Source organism: Nitratireductor rhodophyticola, assembly GCF_019891355.1.
GTDB classification, from domain to species: Bacteria; Pseudomonadota; Alphaproteobacteria; order Rhizobiales; family Rhizobiaceae; genus Nitratireductor; species Nitratireductor rhodophyticola.
Window position 1 is genome coordinate 447,266 of sequence record NZ_JAHSSF010000003.1, and the last position, 14,001, is coordinate 461,266.

Annotated in this window: 19 protein-coding genes; 3 read left to right on the forward strand and 16 right to left on the reverse strand. The window is 62.0% G+C overall.

Annotated elements, in window-relative coordinates; all coding sequences use genetic code 11:
- Positions 1 to 128: 128 nt before the first annotated feature.
- From KUG85_RS13140 to KUG85_RS13165, 6 genes are all read right to left on the reverse strand, one after another.
- Positions 129 to 911 (reverse strand): succinate dehydrogenase iron-sulfur subunit, encoded by a 783-nt coding sequence (locus tag KUG85_RS13140; RefSeq protein WP_065816939.1) that lies wholly within the window; start codon positions 909 to 911, stop codon positions 129 to 131.
- Between the two features lie 12 nt (positions 912 to 923).
- Positions 924 to 2,774 carry a succinate dehydrogenase flavoprotein subunit gene (sdhA, locus tag KUG85_RS13145; RefSeq protein ID WP_223005535.1) on the reverse strand — a complete coding sequence of 617 codons (1,851 nt, stop codon included), beginning with the start codon at positions 2,772 to 2,774 and terminating at the stop codon, positions 924 to 926.
- Positions 2,775 to 2,782: 8 nt separating this feature from the next.
- Positions 2,783 to 3,166 (reverse strand): succinate dehydrogenase, hydrophobic membrane anchor protein, encoded by a 384-nt coding sequence (sdhD, locus tag KUG85_RS13150; protein WP_223005536.1) that lies wholly within the window; start codon positions 3,164 to 3,166, stop codon positions 2,783 to 2,785.
- Between the two features lie 2 nt (positions 3,167 to 3,168).
- Positions 3,169 to 3,576: a succinate dehydrogenase, cytochrome b556 subunit gene (gene sdhC, locus KUG85_RS13155; RefSeq protein ID WP_223005537.1), complete on the reverse strand. Its 408-nt coding sequence runs from the start codon at positions 3,574 to 3,576 to the stop codon at positions 3,169 to 3,171.
- Between the two features lie 226 nt (positions 3,577 to 3,802).
- Positions 3,803 to 4,171 carry a hypothetical protein gene (locus KUG85_RS13160; RefSeq protein ID WP_223005538.1) on the reverse strand — a complete coding sequence of 123 codons (369 nt, stop codon included), beginning with the start codon at positions 4,169 to 4,171 and terminating at the stop codon, positions 3,803 to 3,805.
- A gap of 10 nt (positions 4,172 to 4,181) precedes the next feature.
- The gene (locus KUG85_RS13165; protein WP_065816935.1) at positions 4,182 to 4,673 is read right to left on the reverse strand and encodes a GNAT family N-acetyltransferase; all 492 of its coding nucleotides are present in this window, start codon (positions 4,671 to 4,673) and stop codon (positions 4,182 to 4,184) included.
- Positions 4,674 to 4,807: 134 nt separating this feature from the next.
- Between KUG85_RS13165 and KUG85_RS13170 the strand changes: the two genes are divergently transcribed.
- Positions 4,808 to 5,173: a hypothetical protein gene (locus tag KUG85_RS13170; protein WP_007008322.1), complete on the forward strand. Its 366-nt coding sequence runs from the start codon at positions 4,808 to 4,810 to the stop codon at positions 5,171 to 5,173.
- A 9-nt stretch (positions 5,174 to 5,182) separates the two neighbouring features.
- On the forward strand, positions 5,183 to 6,019 hold the full coding sequence (locus tag KUG85_RS13175; protein ID WP_223005539.1) for a COG3904 family protein: 837 nt from the start codon (positions 5,183 to 5,185) through the stop codon (positions 6,017 to 6,019).
- 45 nt (positions 6,020 to 6,064) lie between these two features.
- Here the strand turns inward: KUG85_RS13175 and KUG85_RS13180 are convergent, their stop codons facing one another.
- Positions 6,065 to 6,283, reverse strand: a complete 219-nt coding sequence (locus KUG85_RS13180) for a helix-turn-helix domain-containing protein (RefSeq protein WP_025031369.1) — start codon at positions 6,281 to 6,283, stop codon at positions 6,065 to 6,067.
- A gap of 5 nt (positions 6,284 to 6,288) precedes the next feature.
- On the reverse strand, positions 6,289 to 6,834 hold the full coding sequence (locus KUG85_RS13185; protein ID WP_065816933.1) for a DUF2975 domain-containing protein: 546 nt from the start codon (positions 6,832 to 6,834) through the stop codon (positions 6,289 to 6,291).
- Positions 6,835 to 6,917: 83 nt separating this feature from the next.
- On the opposite strand from KUG85_RS13185, the gene KUG85_RS13190 reads away from it, so the two are divergent.
- Positions 6,918 to 7,529 carry a hypothetical protein gene (locus KUG85_RS13190; RefSeq protein ID WP_223005540.1) on the forward strand — a complete coding sequence of 204 codons (612 nt, stop codon included), beginning with the start codon at positions 6,918 to 6,920 and terminating at the stop codon, positions 7,527 to 7,529.
- Positions 7,530 to 7,533: 4 nt separating this feature from the next.
- On the opposite strand, the gene leuC is transcribed toward KUG85_RS13190, so the two are convergent.
- From leuC to rimM, 8 genes are all read right to left on the reverse strand, one after another.
- Positions 7,534 to 8,949 carry a 3-isopropylmalate dehydratase large subunit gene (gene leuC, locus KUG85_RS13195; protein ID WP_065816930.1) on the reverse strand — a complete coding sequence of 472 codons (1,416 nt, stop codon included), beginning with the start codon at positions 8,947 to 8,949 and terminating at the stop codon, positions 7,534 to 7,536.
- A gap of 261 nt (positions 8,950 to 9,210) precedes the next feature.
- Complete coding sequence (locus KUG85_RS13200) at positions 9,211 to 9,732, reverse strand: MgtC/SapB family protein (RefSeq protein ID WP_065816929.1); 522 nt, start codon at positions 9,730 to 9,732, stop codon at positions 9,211 to 9,213.
- A 45-nt stretch (positions 9,733 to 9,777) separates the two neighbouring features.
- Complete coding sequence (locus KUG85_RS13205) at positions 9,778 to 10,599, reverse strand: amino acid ABC transporter permease (protein WP_223005848.1); 822 nt, start codon at positions 10,597 to 10,599, stop codon at positions 9,778 to 9,780.
- A 62-nt stretch (positions 10,600 to 10,661) separates the two neighbouring features.
- A complete protein-coding gene (locus KUG85_RS13210; protein ID WP_223005541.1) occupies positions 10,662 to 11,471 on the reverse strand; it encodes a transporter substrate-binding domain-containing protein in 810 nt (269 codons plus the stop codon).
- Positions 11,472 to 11,643: 172 nt separating this feature from the next.
- A complete protein-coding gene (rplS, locus tag KUG85_RS13215) occupies positions 11,644 to 12,168 on the reverse strand; it encodes a 50S ribosomal protein L19 (RefSeq protein ID WP_065817109.1) in 525 nt (174 codons plus the stop codon).
- Between the two features lie 211 nt (positions 12,169 to 12,379).
- Entirely contained in the window at positions 12,380 to 12,733 is a 354-nt protein-coding gene (locus tag KUG85_RS13220; RefSeq protein WP_245291813.1) for a DUF4260 domain-containing protein, read from the reverse strand.
- Positions 12,730 to 13,431: a tRNA (guanosine(37)-N1)-methyltransferase TrmD gene (trmD, locus tag KUG85_RS13225; RefSeq protein ID WP_223005542.1), complete on the reverse strand. Its 702-nt coding sequence runs from the start codon at positions 13,429 to 13,431 to the stop codon at positions 12,730 to 12,732. The genes KUG85_RS13220 and trmD overlap by 4 nt, the downstream gene beginning before the upstream one ends.
- The gene (rimM, locus tag KUG85_RS13230) at positions 13,428 to 13,991 is read right to left on the reverse strand and encodes a ribosome maturation factor RimM (RefSeq protein ID WP_223005543.1); all 564 of its coding nucleotides are present in this window, start codon (positions 13,989 to 13,991) and stop codon (positions 13,428 to 13,430) included. Before rimM ends, trmD begins: the two co-directional genes overlap by 4 nt.
- Positions 13,992 to 14,001 lie beyond the last annotated feature (10 nt).

A 14,001-nucleotide genomic window follows, 5' to 3' on the forward strand; every position in this document is an offset into this window, starting at 1 on the left:
CGTCGAGCAGGGAGGGAAGAGAGTGTTCTAGAGCAGTTCCGCTTTTCTCCGAAAGCGAAAAAGCTCTATCTCTTTGTTTTTACGCAATTCCGGACGGAAAACCGGTTCCCACTTTTCCTGGAATTGCTCTAGACGCGGCGCTCGACCATCATCTTCTTGATGTTGGCGATGGCCTTTGCCGGGTTCAGCCCCTTGGGGCAGGCCTGCGTGCAGTTCATGATCGTGTGGCAGCGATAGAGCCGGAAGGGATCTTCCAGATTGTCGAGGCGCTCGCCCGTCTTCTCGTCGCGCGAATCGATCAGCCAGCGATAGGCCTGAAGCAGCACGGCGGGGCCAAGATAACGCTCGCCGTTCCACCAGTAGCTCGGGCACGAGGTCTGGCAGCAGAAGCACAGAATGCACTCGTAAAGCCCGTCGAGCTTGGTGCGGTCCTCATGGCTCTGTTTCCACTCGGTCGCAGGCTCCGGCGTGATGGTCTGCAGCCACGGCTCGATGGAGGAAAGCTGCGCATAGGGCACGGAAAGGTCCGGCACCAGGTCCTTGACCACCGGCATATGCGGCAGCGGGTAGATCTTTACCGCATCCTGCGCCACCTCATCCATGCCCTTGGTGCAGGCCAGCGTGTTGGTGCCGTCGATGTTCATCGCGCAGGAGCCGCAAATGCCCTCGCGGCAGGAACGACGGAAGGTCAGCGTCGGGTCGATCTTGTTCTTGATGTAGATCAGCCCATCGAGAACCATCGGTCCGCAATCGTCCATGTCGACATAATAGGTATCGACACGCGGGTTTTCTTCATCATCCGGCGACCAGCGGTAGATCTTGTATTCGCGCAGATTGGTCGCGCCCTCGGGCTTCGGCCAGACCTTGCCCTCCTTGACGCGGGAATTCTTGGGAAGGGTGATTTCAACCATGACTTCCTCGCCTCAGTAAACCCGCGCCTTGGGCGCGATTTTCTTGGGATCGATGCCGCCATCTTCCGGCTTCAGCATCGGGTCGGTGTGGACAGGACGATAGTCGAGCGTGACCTTGCCGCTCTCATCGACCCAGGACAGCGTGTGCTTGCGCCAGTCCTCGTCGTTGCGGCCGCCCATCGGACCATCCTTGTAGTCCTCGCGGGCATGGGCGCCACGGCTCTCCTTGCGCGCCTCGGCGGCATAGACCGTGGTGATGGCGTTGGCCATCAGGTTTTCCAGCTCCAGCGTCTCCATGAGATCCGAGTTCCAGATCAGCGAGCGGTCGGAGACCTTGACGTCGGGAAGCTCTTTCCAGACGGCGCTAATACGCTCGCAGCCCTGCTCCAGCGATTCCTGCGTGCGGAAGACCGCGGCGTCTTCCTGCATGGCGCGCTGCATCTTCTCGCGCAGTTCCGCCGTGGGCGTGGAGCCATTGGCATGACGCAGGCGGTCGAAACGCTCCATGATCTTTTCGCAAGCCGCCTCGTTGAGCGAGGGCACCGGCGCATCGCGGTCGACAACCTCGCCGGCGCGGATGGCAGCGGCACGGCCAAAGACCACAAGGTCGATCAGCGAGTTGGAGCCAAGACGGTTCGCACCATGCACGGAGGCACAGGCCGCCTCGCCAACGGCCATCAGGCCGGGCGCTACCGCATCGGGGTTGTCCTTCGTCGGGTTCAGCACCTCACCCCAATAGTTGGTCGGGATGCCGCCCATATTGTAGTGGACGGTCGGCAGGACCGGGATCGGCTCGCGGGTCACATCGACGCCAGCGAAGATGCGGGCCGATTCGGCGATGCCGGGCAGGCGCTCGTGGATGACCGCCGGGTCCAGATGGTCGAGATGCAAGAAGATGTGATCCTTGTTCTTGCCGACGCCGCGGCCTTCACGGATCTCCATGGTCATGCAGCGCGAGACAACGTCGCGGGAGGCAAGGTCCTTGGCCGATGGCGCATAACGCTCCATGAAACGCTCGCCTTCGGAGTTGACCAGATAACCGCCCTCGCCGCGCACACCCTCGGTGATGAGGCAGCCGGCGCCATAAATGCCGGTCGGGTGGAACTGCACGAACTCCATGTCCTGCAGCGGCAGGCCGGCGCGGGCAATCATGCCATTGCCGTCGCCCGTGCAGGTGTGGGCGGAGGTGCAGGAGAAATAGGCGCGGCCATAACCGCCCGTCGCCAGCACCACCATCTTGGCGGAGAAGCGGTGGATCGTACCGTCTTCGAGGTTCCAAGCCACGACACCGGTGCACACACCATCGTCGGACATGATGAGATCGAGCGCGAAATACTCGATGAAGAACTCGGCGTGATTCTTGACGGACTGGCCGTAGAGCGTGTGCAGGATGGCATGGCCGGTGCGGTCTGCCGCAGCACAGGTGCGCTGCACGGGCGGGCCGTCGCCGAAATTCTGCATGTGGCCGCCGAAGGGGCGCTGGTAGATCTTGCCTTCCTCGGTGCGCGAAAAGGGCACGCCGTAATGCTCGAGCTCGTAGACGGCGGCGGGCGCCTCACGGGCGAGATATTCCATGGCGTCGACATCGCCGAGCCAGTCGGAGCCCTTTACCGTGTCGTAAAGGTGCCACTGCCAGTGGTCGGGGCCCATGTTCTTGAGCGAAGCGGCGATGCCGCCCTGCGCCGCCACCGTGTGCGAACGGGTCGGGAAGACCTTGGTGATGCAGGCCGTCTTCAGCCCCTGCTCGGCCATGCCGAGCGTGGCGCGCAGACCGGCGCCGCCAGCACCGACGACGACGACGTCGAACTTGTGGTCGACATAGGTGTAGGCGTCTGCCGCCTTTTTATCTGTTGCCTTTGCCATAACCGGGTTCAGCCTCCGAGGGCGATCTTGACGAGGGCGAAGAGAGAGATGACGCCCAGAATGAGAGTGAAGAAGATGTTGCCGATCAGGAGCGCGACCTTGCCGCCCTCACCGTGGACATAATCCTCGATGATGACCTGCATGCCGAGCTTCATGTGATAGAGCACCGACAGAACGGCGAAGGCCAGAAGCACGGTGACGACCGGGTTTGCAATGGCCGCGCGCACCTCTTCATAGGATGCGCCATTGTTGGCGATGACGAAGCCGATGAAGAAGATGACAAGCGGAATGTTGGCGATGGCCGTGAGGCGCTGGCGCCAGAAGTGATCCGTGCCTTCCTTGGCCGAACCGAGACCGCGAACGCGGTTGAGCGGTGTGCGCATGTCGCTCATGATCAAAAACCTCCGCGAACGGCATAGCCGATGATCCAGACCAGAATGGTCAGCACGATGGAGACGGCGATGGTGGCCTTGGCCATCTTCGTGGCCGTCGCCTTTTCAAGGCCGCGCCCCGTATCCCACACAAGATGGCGAAGGCCACCGACCAGATGATGGATCATGGCCCAGGTGAAACCGAACAGGACGAGACGGCCGAACCAGGAGCCGTAGATGCCATTGACGGTGTCGAAGGCTTCCTTCGAGCCGCTAGCGGCGGCAAGCCAGATGACGAACAGGACCATGCCGAAATAAAGCGCGCCACCGGTGATGCGGTGGACGATCGACATCAGCATAGTCGGAATGAGACGATAGACCTGCAGGTGAGGCGAAAGCGGCCTGGCCTTTACAGTTGTGGTTTTGCTCATGGCTTCCCCAATTCGATACCGGCGCGGCGGGGTGGCTGTTGCGAGAGCGACATCGGAGCCCGAACTCGCGCCCTGCGGCTGTGGCTTTCTAATGCGGTTTTTGCAGTGCGTCAAAGCCGCAAAAGCAATCCCCTGACCGAATATATTGCAACCGGCGGCAGGGACGACCGGCATTGCAGGACTTTAAACGATTGAACGCATTTTTTCCGATTTTCATGGCGAGCGCCTAACGGCGGCAGGTGATCGGAACCTTGCCGCTGACCATCCATAAAGCCTCGCTGCCCTCGATCACGACGGCATAGAGAGACTCGCCATAACGCACGCTTTGCCCAGGCGGCGACGCCGGAAGGTCGATCTCGACACCACGCGGGCTGACGACCGAAATGCCGCCGCTCTTTGGAGTGACCGTCATCTCCATCCCGTCGTCGCAGGCCAGTTTGACAGGGCCGGAGAAAGCGAGCGTGGTGGTCTTTTTTGCCTCCCCGGATGGTGTGGAGACACAGCCGGCCAGAATGACGGCGCATCCTGCGACCGCCAAAAGGCCTGACGGGCCGCACTTACGCAGCCGCGATAAGGGCGAATCTGAAAACGTCATGCTGCCGCCTCTATTGCGGGTCCGAATCCGGAGTGCGTTCACTGGACTGGTCGAAACGAATGACATGCGTGGTCCAGTCAGCGGGCGCGGCCATGGCCTCATAGAGCTTGCGACCCTCGTCCGGCTGACGCGGCGCATTGAGCGCCAGGCGCGCCCAGCCACGTTCTTCGGCCTGGTCGGCGATCACATCCACCAGCGCCTTGCCGATGCCCTTGCGGCGGTGGTCGTGATGCACGAAGAGGTGATCGACCAGACCGTGACGCATGCCCGACACCGGATCCGGCAGGTCGTAGAACAGCGCAAAGCCAACGAGCTCGCCATCGAGGCTGGCACCCACCACCTCCACGGCGCGGTCCTGCAACAGGGTCTCGGCGTAATAATCGTCGGGACGGCGCGGCGCACCGCGCTTCAGCGACTGCGTGTAAGCCGCCAGAAGCGGCGCCAGAGAATGCGCATCCTTGAGGCGCAGCGGATTGATGTCGATCTGATGATTCTCGCCCATGGAGCACCCTTCCCCGAAATTAACCACGTCTGTCAATCGGCATATTGGTGCGGCATGCTCGACGTGACAAAGGTTAAGAAAAGCTTAATGTATGAGCCTTGAGGGGGCCACGAAGATTCAAGGAGCGATGGTGCATGCCTTTCCGATCTCTTTTCGTGGCAGCGGCTCTTGCGGCCGCAGCAGCGACCGCCCCGGCACTGGCCGGCGGCTTTCATGATGCAGGCAACGCCCGTGTCTATGCGGATGCCTATGGAAACCTGGTGATCCACAGCCGCGCCGGCTTCAAGCGCATTATGGTCGGCAAGGGGCATCTTGCCGACGACTACCGTGCGCTCGGCATCGAGGCACCGCGCGAAACGGCCTATCTGGAACGCCGCCACGGCAAGCTCTATCTGCGCCGCTCTGCACCCTGCAGCGCCGGCGTTCTGGTGAAGGGCCGCGGCTACATGTACGGGCTTTCCGACGGTGAACTGCCCGTGCTGACGGCACCCTGCGACTAGCAGCGATCGATGGACCATCAACTGGCGACAACTGCGGATCGGGCTTTTGCGAGCCGGTGGGTTTTCCGGCCCGCTGCAGCGCTCGATGGCTCCGTGTTGCGGGCCGCGCTGTTCGGCGCGGTCATCGGCACGGCGGTTGTGGCCGGCATGGAACTGCGCGAACTCGCCGACAGGCATGGCGGTTTGCAGACGGGCCTGCACAAAACGCTTGAACATGCGACTCAATTGCTGCCGCACAGCAACAGTCAAACGGACACGCACCCGCTCTGGCGACAGCCGGCGGAAGGCGCAAAAGAGGTTTCGCGGCCGACGCCCGAGGCCAACAGCCTGTCTATGACGGCAAGCCGCACCGGAGTTCTTGCGCTGAAGGGGATGATACAGCCCGGGAGCGCCGGTCGCCTGCGTGATGCGCTTGAAAGTTCGGCTTCGCCGATCACCACCATCGCACTCGATTCTCCCGGCGGCTCTCTGAACGAGGCCATGGCCATGGCCCGGCTGATCCGCCAGCGCGGACTTTCGACCAGTGTCGAGGCGGGCGCGGCCTGCGCATCTTCATGCCCGCTCGTGCTGGCCGGAGGCAGGGAACGCCACGTGGAACCCGGTGCGACCATCGCCCTTCACCAGTTCTATAGTCCCGGCAGCCTCTCCGACCCACAGCAGGCTCTTTCGGACGCCCAGCTGGTGACCGCGCGCATTTCACGCCATCTGGATGAGATGGGGGTCGACCCCGCCCTGTGGCTCCACGCGCTCGATACACCGCCACGCACGCTATATCGTCTCACGCCTGCGCAAATGAGGGCGTATCGGCTGACAACCGGACGACCGGGACACGCCCGGGGCCACTAGGGTCAGCCCCTGGACGGACCCGGGGGGCGCCACGGCCCCGTTTCGTCATTCCTCAGCCGTTTCCGCCTGATACTCCAATATGTCTCCCGGCTGGCAGTCGAGTGCCTGGCAGATCTTTTCCAGCGTTTCGAAGCGCACACCGCGCACCTTGCCGGATTTGAGAAGCGATACATTCTGCTCGGTGATGCCGATCTGCTCGGCCAACTCCTTTGAACGCATCTTCCGGCGAGCCAGCATCACATCGAGATTGACGATTATCGGCATGGCGTTCACACGAAATCGCGCTGTTCGGCGCGCACCTCTGCTGCGAGCGCCATGAGCCGCCCGGTCATATACATGATGCAGGCGATGAGAACCGAGAGCATCTCCGCGCTTCCAATCCCGATGGCGAGCATCTTCTGACCCGCTGGATTGCCCATGGTGAGCGCCAAGATCATCAGCATACGAAGCACGATGCTGCCTGCCGCCACGGCGACAAAAGCAGCGCTGGCGTGACGCAGCCAGTGGGCGGATTCGCCTGAGAGCGGCTCCTCTGCCGCAAAGGCGCCGAACATGCGCCACACGCAGTAGAGCGCGGTAAACAGCAGGCCAAACTGAACCGCAATCAACGCTGCCGTAACACCGATCGCGGACGAGGTGAAAGCAAGCGGTCCGGAAAGAGACAGATTGTCCCGAACCAGCGTTTCAAAAAGTCCGGGATCGGACAGCGATGCTGCGAAGAACCAGACCGCGCCTGCCGCGATGAAAGCTCCACAAACCAGCACAATTGCCTGCATCAGGCGGCTGAGCCGCCGCAGGCGCGCTACATCATGCATTCGATTCTCCTTCGGATTGCATTAATTAATGTATTACGATAATTAATTATCCCAAATCGTTCTCAATGAAAAGGGTGATCTGAATGTTTTTCGAGAAATTTATCGCCAGGGCCGTCATCGGCGCTGCCTGTGCGCTCGCGCTTTCCGCCTGTGTTTCGGGCAATCCCCGCACGCTCTACGAACTGTCGCGTTTCGACCCGCTCGACGCCGATCCGAAAGAGATTGCGATAGCTGTAAAGGCAGACAGGAACCTGCATCTGAAGCGGGGCGATGTTTTGCTGCGCATGACCCTCGAAAGTGATGATCGAAACAGGGCGTTCGACGAACACTTCGTGCTGGCGATCACGAATGCCACGCCGGCCGCCGGACTGGCTCAATCGGTGAAGGCCGATGAACATGTTCTCACCGCCGCGATCGCCGCACCGGACATGCAGCGCTTCCGCGACACGCAGGCAAAGGCACGGAACGCGCGCGCAGCAAATGCGACCGATGGAAAGGGCTCAATCAGCGTCTCGATCACAGGCGGCTGCAGATGGGGTGCGCTGGATATGAAATCGGCTTCGGTGCGCAGTTACATGCGAACCGAAGCCGATGGTCGATTCTTCCCGCTGACGGGAGAAATCAGACTGGCCGACATCTTTGCAAAGGCCGGCCTGCCCGCTGCAGAGGTTCCCGCCTGCAGCGAGGCAAAATAGACGCTCAGCCCCTGGGCCACTCGCGGATATCGACGAAATGCCCGGCGATGGCAGCGGCAGCCGCCATCGCCGGCGAAACGAGATGGGTGCGCCCCTTGAAGCCCTGACGGCCCTCGAAATTGCGGTTCGAGGTGGAGGCGCAGCGCTCACCCGGCTTCAGGCGATCGTCGTTCATGGCAAGGCACATGGAACAACCCGGCTCACGCCAGTCGAAACCGGCAGCCTTGAAAATCTTGTCCAGCCCCTCAGCCTCGGCCTGCGCCTTCACGAGGCCGGAACCCGGCACGATCATGGCGTTCAGACCGTCCTTGACCTTCTGGCCCTCGGCGATCTTCGCAGCTTCGCGCAGATCCTCGATGCGGCCATTGGTGCAGGAGCCGATGAAGACGCGGTCGACGGCGATGTCGGTGATCTTCGTGCCCGGCGTGAGACCCATATATTCGAGCGCGCGCTTCTTGGAGAGGCGCTTGGTCTCCTCGGTGATCTCATCCGGGTTCGGCACGACACCGGTGACGGAAACGACATCCTCGGGCGAAGAGCCCCAGGTGACGATGGGCGGCAGATTGGCGGCGTCGAGCTTGACGACACGGTCGAACTCGGCCCCTTCGTCGGTGCGCAGGGAATCCCAGTAGGCGAGCGCCATGTCCCATGCCTTGCCTTTCGGCGCGCGCGGGCGATCCTTGATATAGGCATAGGTGGTCTCGTCCGGCGCGATAAGGCCGGCGCGGGCGCCACCTTCGATCGACATGTTGCAGACGGTCATGCGGCCTTCCATGGAAAGCGCACGGATCGCCTCACCCGCATATTCCATGACGTGGCCGGTGCCACCGGCCGTGCCGATCTCGCCGATGATGGCGAGGATGATGTCTTTCGCAGTCACGCCCTCGGGCAGTGCGCCATCCACCTCGATCAGCATGTTCTTCGCGCGGCGCTGGATCAGCGTCTGCGTGGCGAGCACGTGCTCGACCTCGGACGTGCCGATGCCGTGCGCCAGCGCACCGAAGGCACCATGGGTGGAAGTGTGGCTGTCACCGCATACGATGGTCATGCCTGGCAGGGTGAAGCCCTGTTCGGGGCCGACAATGTGCACGATGCCCTGACGCTCGTCATTGGCGTCATAATACTCGATGCCGAAGTCGGCTGCGTTCTTTGCCAGCGCATCGACCTGAATGCGGCTTTCCGGATTCTTGATGCCGAACTTGCGGTCGGGCGAGGTCGGCACATTGTGATCGACCACGGCAAGTGTCTTTTCCGGATGGCGCACATTGCGGCTGGCCATGCGCAGGCCTTCAAAGGCCTGTGGGCTCGTCACCTCATGCACCAGGTGGCGGTCGATATAGAGCAGGCAGGTGCCATCGTCCTGTTGATCGACCAGATGGTCGTCGAAAATCTTGTCGTAGAGCGTGCGTGCTTTGGTCATTTTGTTCATCCCTAGCGGAGCGAAATGGAAGGCTGGCCGGCTAATCTTGTGTCTCGTTGCATTCCCGGTAGATGCCGAGGGAATGCCGAGCCGGTTGGCGTGTCCGCCTAAGGCAGTCGGCTCAGAAGCGAGCCGGAAACCCGCGCAAAAAAGCGGCTCGGCAGGCGCTTGACGTCCTGCAGAACAAAGCCCTTATAGGCCGGGTTTCCAAAAAGTGCTTCCATGACACGGCTAATACCAGCCTTTCATGGGATCGGCAATCTATCCGTCCCGAGAGCTGGCCTGCCCTCCGCCGTGGTTTTTCGGCGGCTTGAGATCGAGCTGCGTTTCGAGACGCCGCATAAGCGCCAGAACCAGCGCGCCCAGAAAACAGGCAAGCCCGGCGATGACCCAGAGCCCCAACCCCGCTGCCAGCCCCGTGGCCGCGGCAAGCCACATGCCAGCGCCTGTCGTCAGACCGCGAACGGTTCCGCGCTTGAAGATGATGAAACCGGCGGCAAGAAAAGCGACCCCAGCCGTAATCGCCTCGACAAGGCGGATGGGATCGGCCCGTACCTGATCGTCGCTGAACACGGGCATGGCCACAATCTCAAGCGCAATCACCGCGAACACGGCAGAAGCCAGACACACAAGCATATGCGTCCGCAGGCCGGCCGGCCTGTCGGCCAGCTCACGCTCGAAACCCAGTATGCCGCCAAGCAGGACCGCAACCGCAAGCCGCACTGCGATGACCTGCCATGGCAGCGTGGTTGCGGGTGCGAATTCGGCGATCAAGGCATCCATGCGAGATGAATGCACACGGACCGCCAAGGTTCCCGGCACTCAGATCTAACGCTGGGCCTGGCTCCTGCGCATGCGCTGCTCAAGCGCGCGGAGCGCGAGCGAGAGGCCAACCGTCAGAATGAGATAGATATAGGCAACGATGGAATAGGTCTCAAAAAAGCGGAACGAGCCCGACGCATAGATCTTGCCCATCTGGGTGATGTCGGCAACGCCGAGCACCGAGACGAGGGATGAATCCTTGACCATGGCCACGAAATCATTGCCGAGCGGCGGCAGGATGGTGCGGATCGCCTGCGGCAGAATAATGAGGCGGAAACGCTGGAAGCGCGAAAGCCCGAGCGCCTTGGCTGCTTCCACCTGCCCCTCGTCCACCGACTGGATGCCGGCACGGAACACCTCGGCGATGAAAGCCGAATAGCCGATGCTGAGTGCGATGATGGCCCGCCACAGAAGCGAGATGTCCCGCACCTTGAGCTCACCCAGAATGCCGGCCTCCTGCAGGGGCGCGGTCACCGCATTCCAGCCCGTCACCACAATCGGAACCCCGGCAAAGGCGATCCAGAACAGGAGCACGAGGACGGGCACGCCACGAATGATCTCGACATAGAAGCGGGCGATCTGCCGGAGTGCCAGCGACCCGGAAAGGCTCATCAGAGCGATGCCAAGACCGACTGTCGTGGCCAGCGCAAACCCGACAACCGTGACAAAAACGGTGATGCCGATGCCTCTGGAGACAATCGTGAAAACCTGCGCGTAGAGATCGCTGGTGGCAATGAGGACTGCGACACCGAGGGCGATGGCCCCGGCGGCAGCGAGCCACCAGGGGAAATCGCGCTTGGTGGCGGGTCTGGAACCGGACACCGCCATCGGCACTAAACGCTTCTCGGCGGGCGACCGGTCAGACCGGCAAAGCGCGGATCAGCCACGTCTTACTCGCCCCTTTTGTATTCGAGAAACCACTTCGTGTTGAGCGCATCGAGCGTACCGTCCGCCTTCATGGACGCGATGGCCGCGTTGACGGGCGCGACGAGATCGGAACCCTTGGCGAATATGAAGCCGAAGTCCTCCGAACCCAGCGGCTCGCCGAGCAGTTTCAGTCCACCATTGGAAGCGTCCACATAGCCCTGCCCCCCGGTGCTGTCAGTCAGCACCACGTCGACATCGCCCGCACGCAGCGCCTGCACGGAAGCGCCGAAGGTCTCGAACAGCTTGATGCGCGGATTGGCCTCGTCGCCGTCGAGCACCTCATAAACGGCGGTGTAGAAGGGCGAGGTGCCGGGCTGCGCGCCCATCAAACCATCCTTATAGGCGGCGAAGCTTTCCGCATCGGTGAAGTTCGTCTCGTCGCTGCGCACGAGCATGAACATCTCCGAACGCATATAGGGATCGGAGAAATCCACCTTTTCCTTGCGGTCGTCGCGGATGGTGATGCCGGTCATGCCCATGTCGTACTGGCCGTCGGCGACAGACTGGATCATCGCATCCCAGCTCGTGTTCTGATAGGTCACCCTGGCGTTGAGCCGCTTCGCGATCTCGTTCACCGCATCATATTCCCAGCCGACCTGCTCACCCGAGGTGGGGTCGATGAACTGGAGCGGCGGGTAGGCGTTTTCCGTTACCACGACCACTTCACGGCCCTGAAGATCGGGCAGGTCTTCTGCAGCAGCGGTGGACAATCCTGAGAACATGAAAGCAGTGGCTGCGAAGGACGCAGCCAGAAAGGACGTACGCAACGTCATGACCAATCTCCCTGTGGCGGACCGATGCTCGGCCGGGTGATTGGTTCTCCTTAAAGCAGAGCGTTTTCGAGTAAAAGAGCCAAGACGGCTTCAAAACCGCGGCAGCGGAGCCATCAAATGCAAAAAGGCGCACCGAAGCGCGCCTTTCGAAGAGTTTCGATGCCGGTTCTGACTATTCGGCGTTGTTCTCGGCTGCGGCAGCTTCCTGCGCCTTGGCAGCCTCTTCAGCGGCCTTCTCGGCGGCGAGCGCCTCGGCAGCGGCAACCTTCTCGGCCTCGATGCGGGCCTTCTCTTCGGCAGCGGCCTGACGCACGGCGTCGTTCAGACGGCGTGCGCGCACGCTGGTGTTCTCGGTGATGCGGGCCGACTTACCGCGACGATCGCGCAGGTAGTAGAGCTTCGCGCGGCGAACCTTACCGCGGCGGACCACCTCGACGCCCTCGACGAGCGGAGAGTAGACCGGGAACACGCGCTCGACGCCTTCGCCATAGGAAATCTTGCGAACGGTGAAGTTTTCCTGGAAGCCGGAACCGGAACGGGCAATGCAGACGCCTTCATAGGCCTGCACACGGGTGCGCGTGCCTTCGGTGATGCGCACCAGAACGCGAACCGTGTCGCCGGGCTGGAATTCGGGAAGCTGACGCTGTGCAGCGATCTTCTCGGCCTGCTCGGCCTCGAGCTGACGGATAATGTCCATCTCTGTGTCCTCTTGTTCTTCACGAACCGTCAGAGCGCTCATCCCAAGGGCAGTTCAAGACCGCCTGAAGAGTGCCCTCCACGCGGAGGAACAGGAGCGAATTCACGTGTTCTTTGGTTAGATCCAAACCGGCCTTGGCCGTTTACGTGCGGCGCACATACACGACATTCCAACCGGAATCAACATGAGAGAGCGATTCTGGCGTCCGAAATCAGTCTGAACCGATCCGCCCCATATGCGTGTCCCTGAACCCGCTTTCATGCTTCAGCCCGTAGCCAAGCGCCCTGTCTATGCCGATATGGGCGGCAAGAATGAGGGCAAGCTGCTGCACCAGCGGCAATTCCAGCCAGAGACCGACAAGATAGAGCACTACCGGTGCAATCCAGCTATGGACGGTATTATAACACCAGGCGCCGATGCGCGGCCCTGCGAGATAGCCGAGCATGGACAGGTCAGGCGCAAGGATCAGGAGCGCAAACAGCCACCAGGCGCCGCCCGAAGCCCCGTAGAGCACCATCACGACAAGCGCCAGAAACGCGTTTTCAACCTGCAGAAACCGTTTCACTCTTCTCTGTCCTTGTAGACCGACCAGAGATCCGGCCGGCGCTCGCGCGTCAGCTTTTCCGCCTCGGCCCGTCGCCATGCGGCAATCTTCGCATGATTGCCCGACAGGAGAATGTCGGGAATGGGCCTTTCTTCGAAAAGCTGGGGGCGGGTGTATTGCGGATGTTCCAGAAGCCCGCCTTCAAAGCTCTCGTCCTCGCCCGAGGCATCGTTGCCCATCACGCCGGGCAGAAGACGGATCACCGCATCGAGAAGCACGAGGGCCGCCGGCTCGCCGCCGGAAAGCACATAGTCGCCAACGGATACCTCTTCGAGGCCGCGCGCCTCGATGACGCGCTGGTCCACCCCTTCGAACCGGCCGCACAGGATCACCGCGCCCGGTCCGGCGGCCAGTTCACGCACGCGCTGCTGGTCGAGCGGCTTTCCGCGCGGGCTCATCAAGAGGCGCGGCCGCGGATCGTCGGCCGGCGCGGCGTGGTCGATGGCGCGCGCGAGCACGTCGGCGCGCATGACCATGCCCGCACCGCCGCCGGCAGGCGTATCATCCACATTGCGATGTTTTGACGTGGCGAAATCGCGGATCTGGACGGTTTCCAGCGACCATGTTCCAGCCTCCCGCGCCCTGCCAGCCAGCGAAAGATCGAGCGAACCGGGAAACATTTCAGGGTAGAGCGTGAGGATCGTCGCGTGAAACGTCACGACACCTCTCCTTCGCGCGGCATGTCGGGATCGTCGTCTTCCACGAGGCCGGCCGCTACGCGGTCGATCTCCACTTCACCTTTTGAAACGCGCACATGCGGCACGGCAACGCGGGTGAAGGGAACCATCGCCGAGCCGCCTTCGGCCAACCCGACCTCGAGAATGTCGCCGCCACCGAAATTGTGCAGCGCCCGCACCCTGCCAACCCGCTCTCCCTCGCCGTCGACAACGGCAAGACCGATCAGGTCGGCATGGTAGAATTCCTCTTCCCCGAGATCGTCCGGCAGCGCCTCACGCTCAATAAACAGAGCGGTCCCGTTCAGCGCCTCGGCGGCGTTGCGGTCACCCACCTCGGCAAAGCGCGCCACAACCACGTTCTTTGCGGGTCGTACATTGAGAACGGTCAGTTTGCGCCCATCCCCGGTGGTCAGCGAACCGTAGTCGCCGATCGCCAGGGGATCGCCGGTGAAAGCCTTGACGCGAACCTCGCCACGCAGGCCCTGCGCCGCGCCGATAACGGCAAGCTGGATGCGGGTATCGCTGTTTTTCTGTCTGCTCATCTGCCTGATT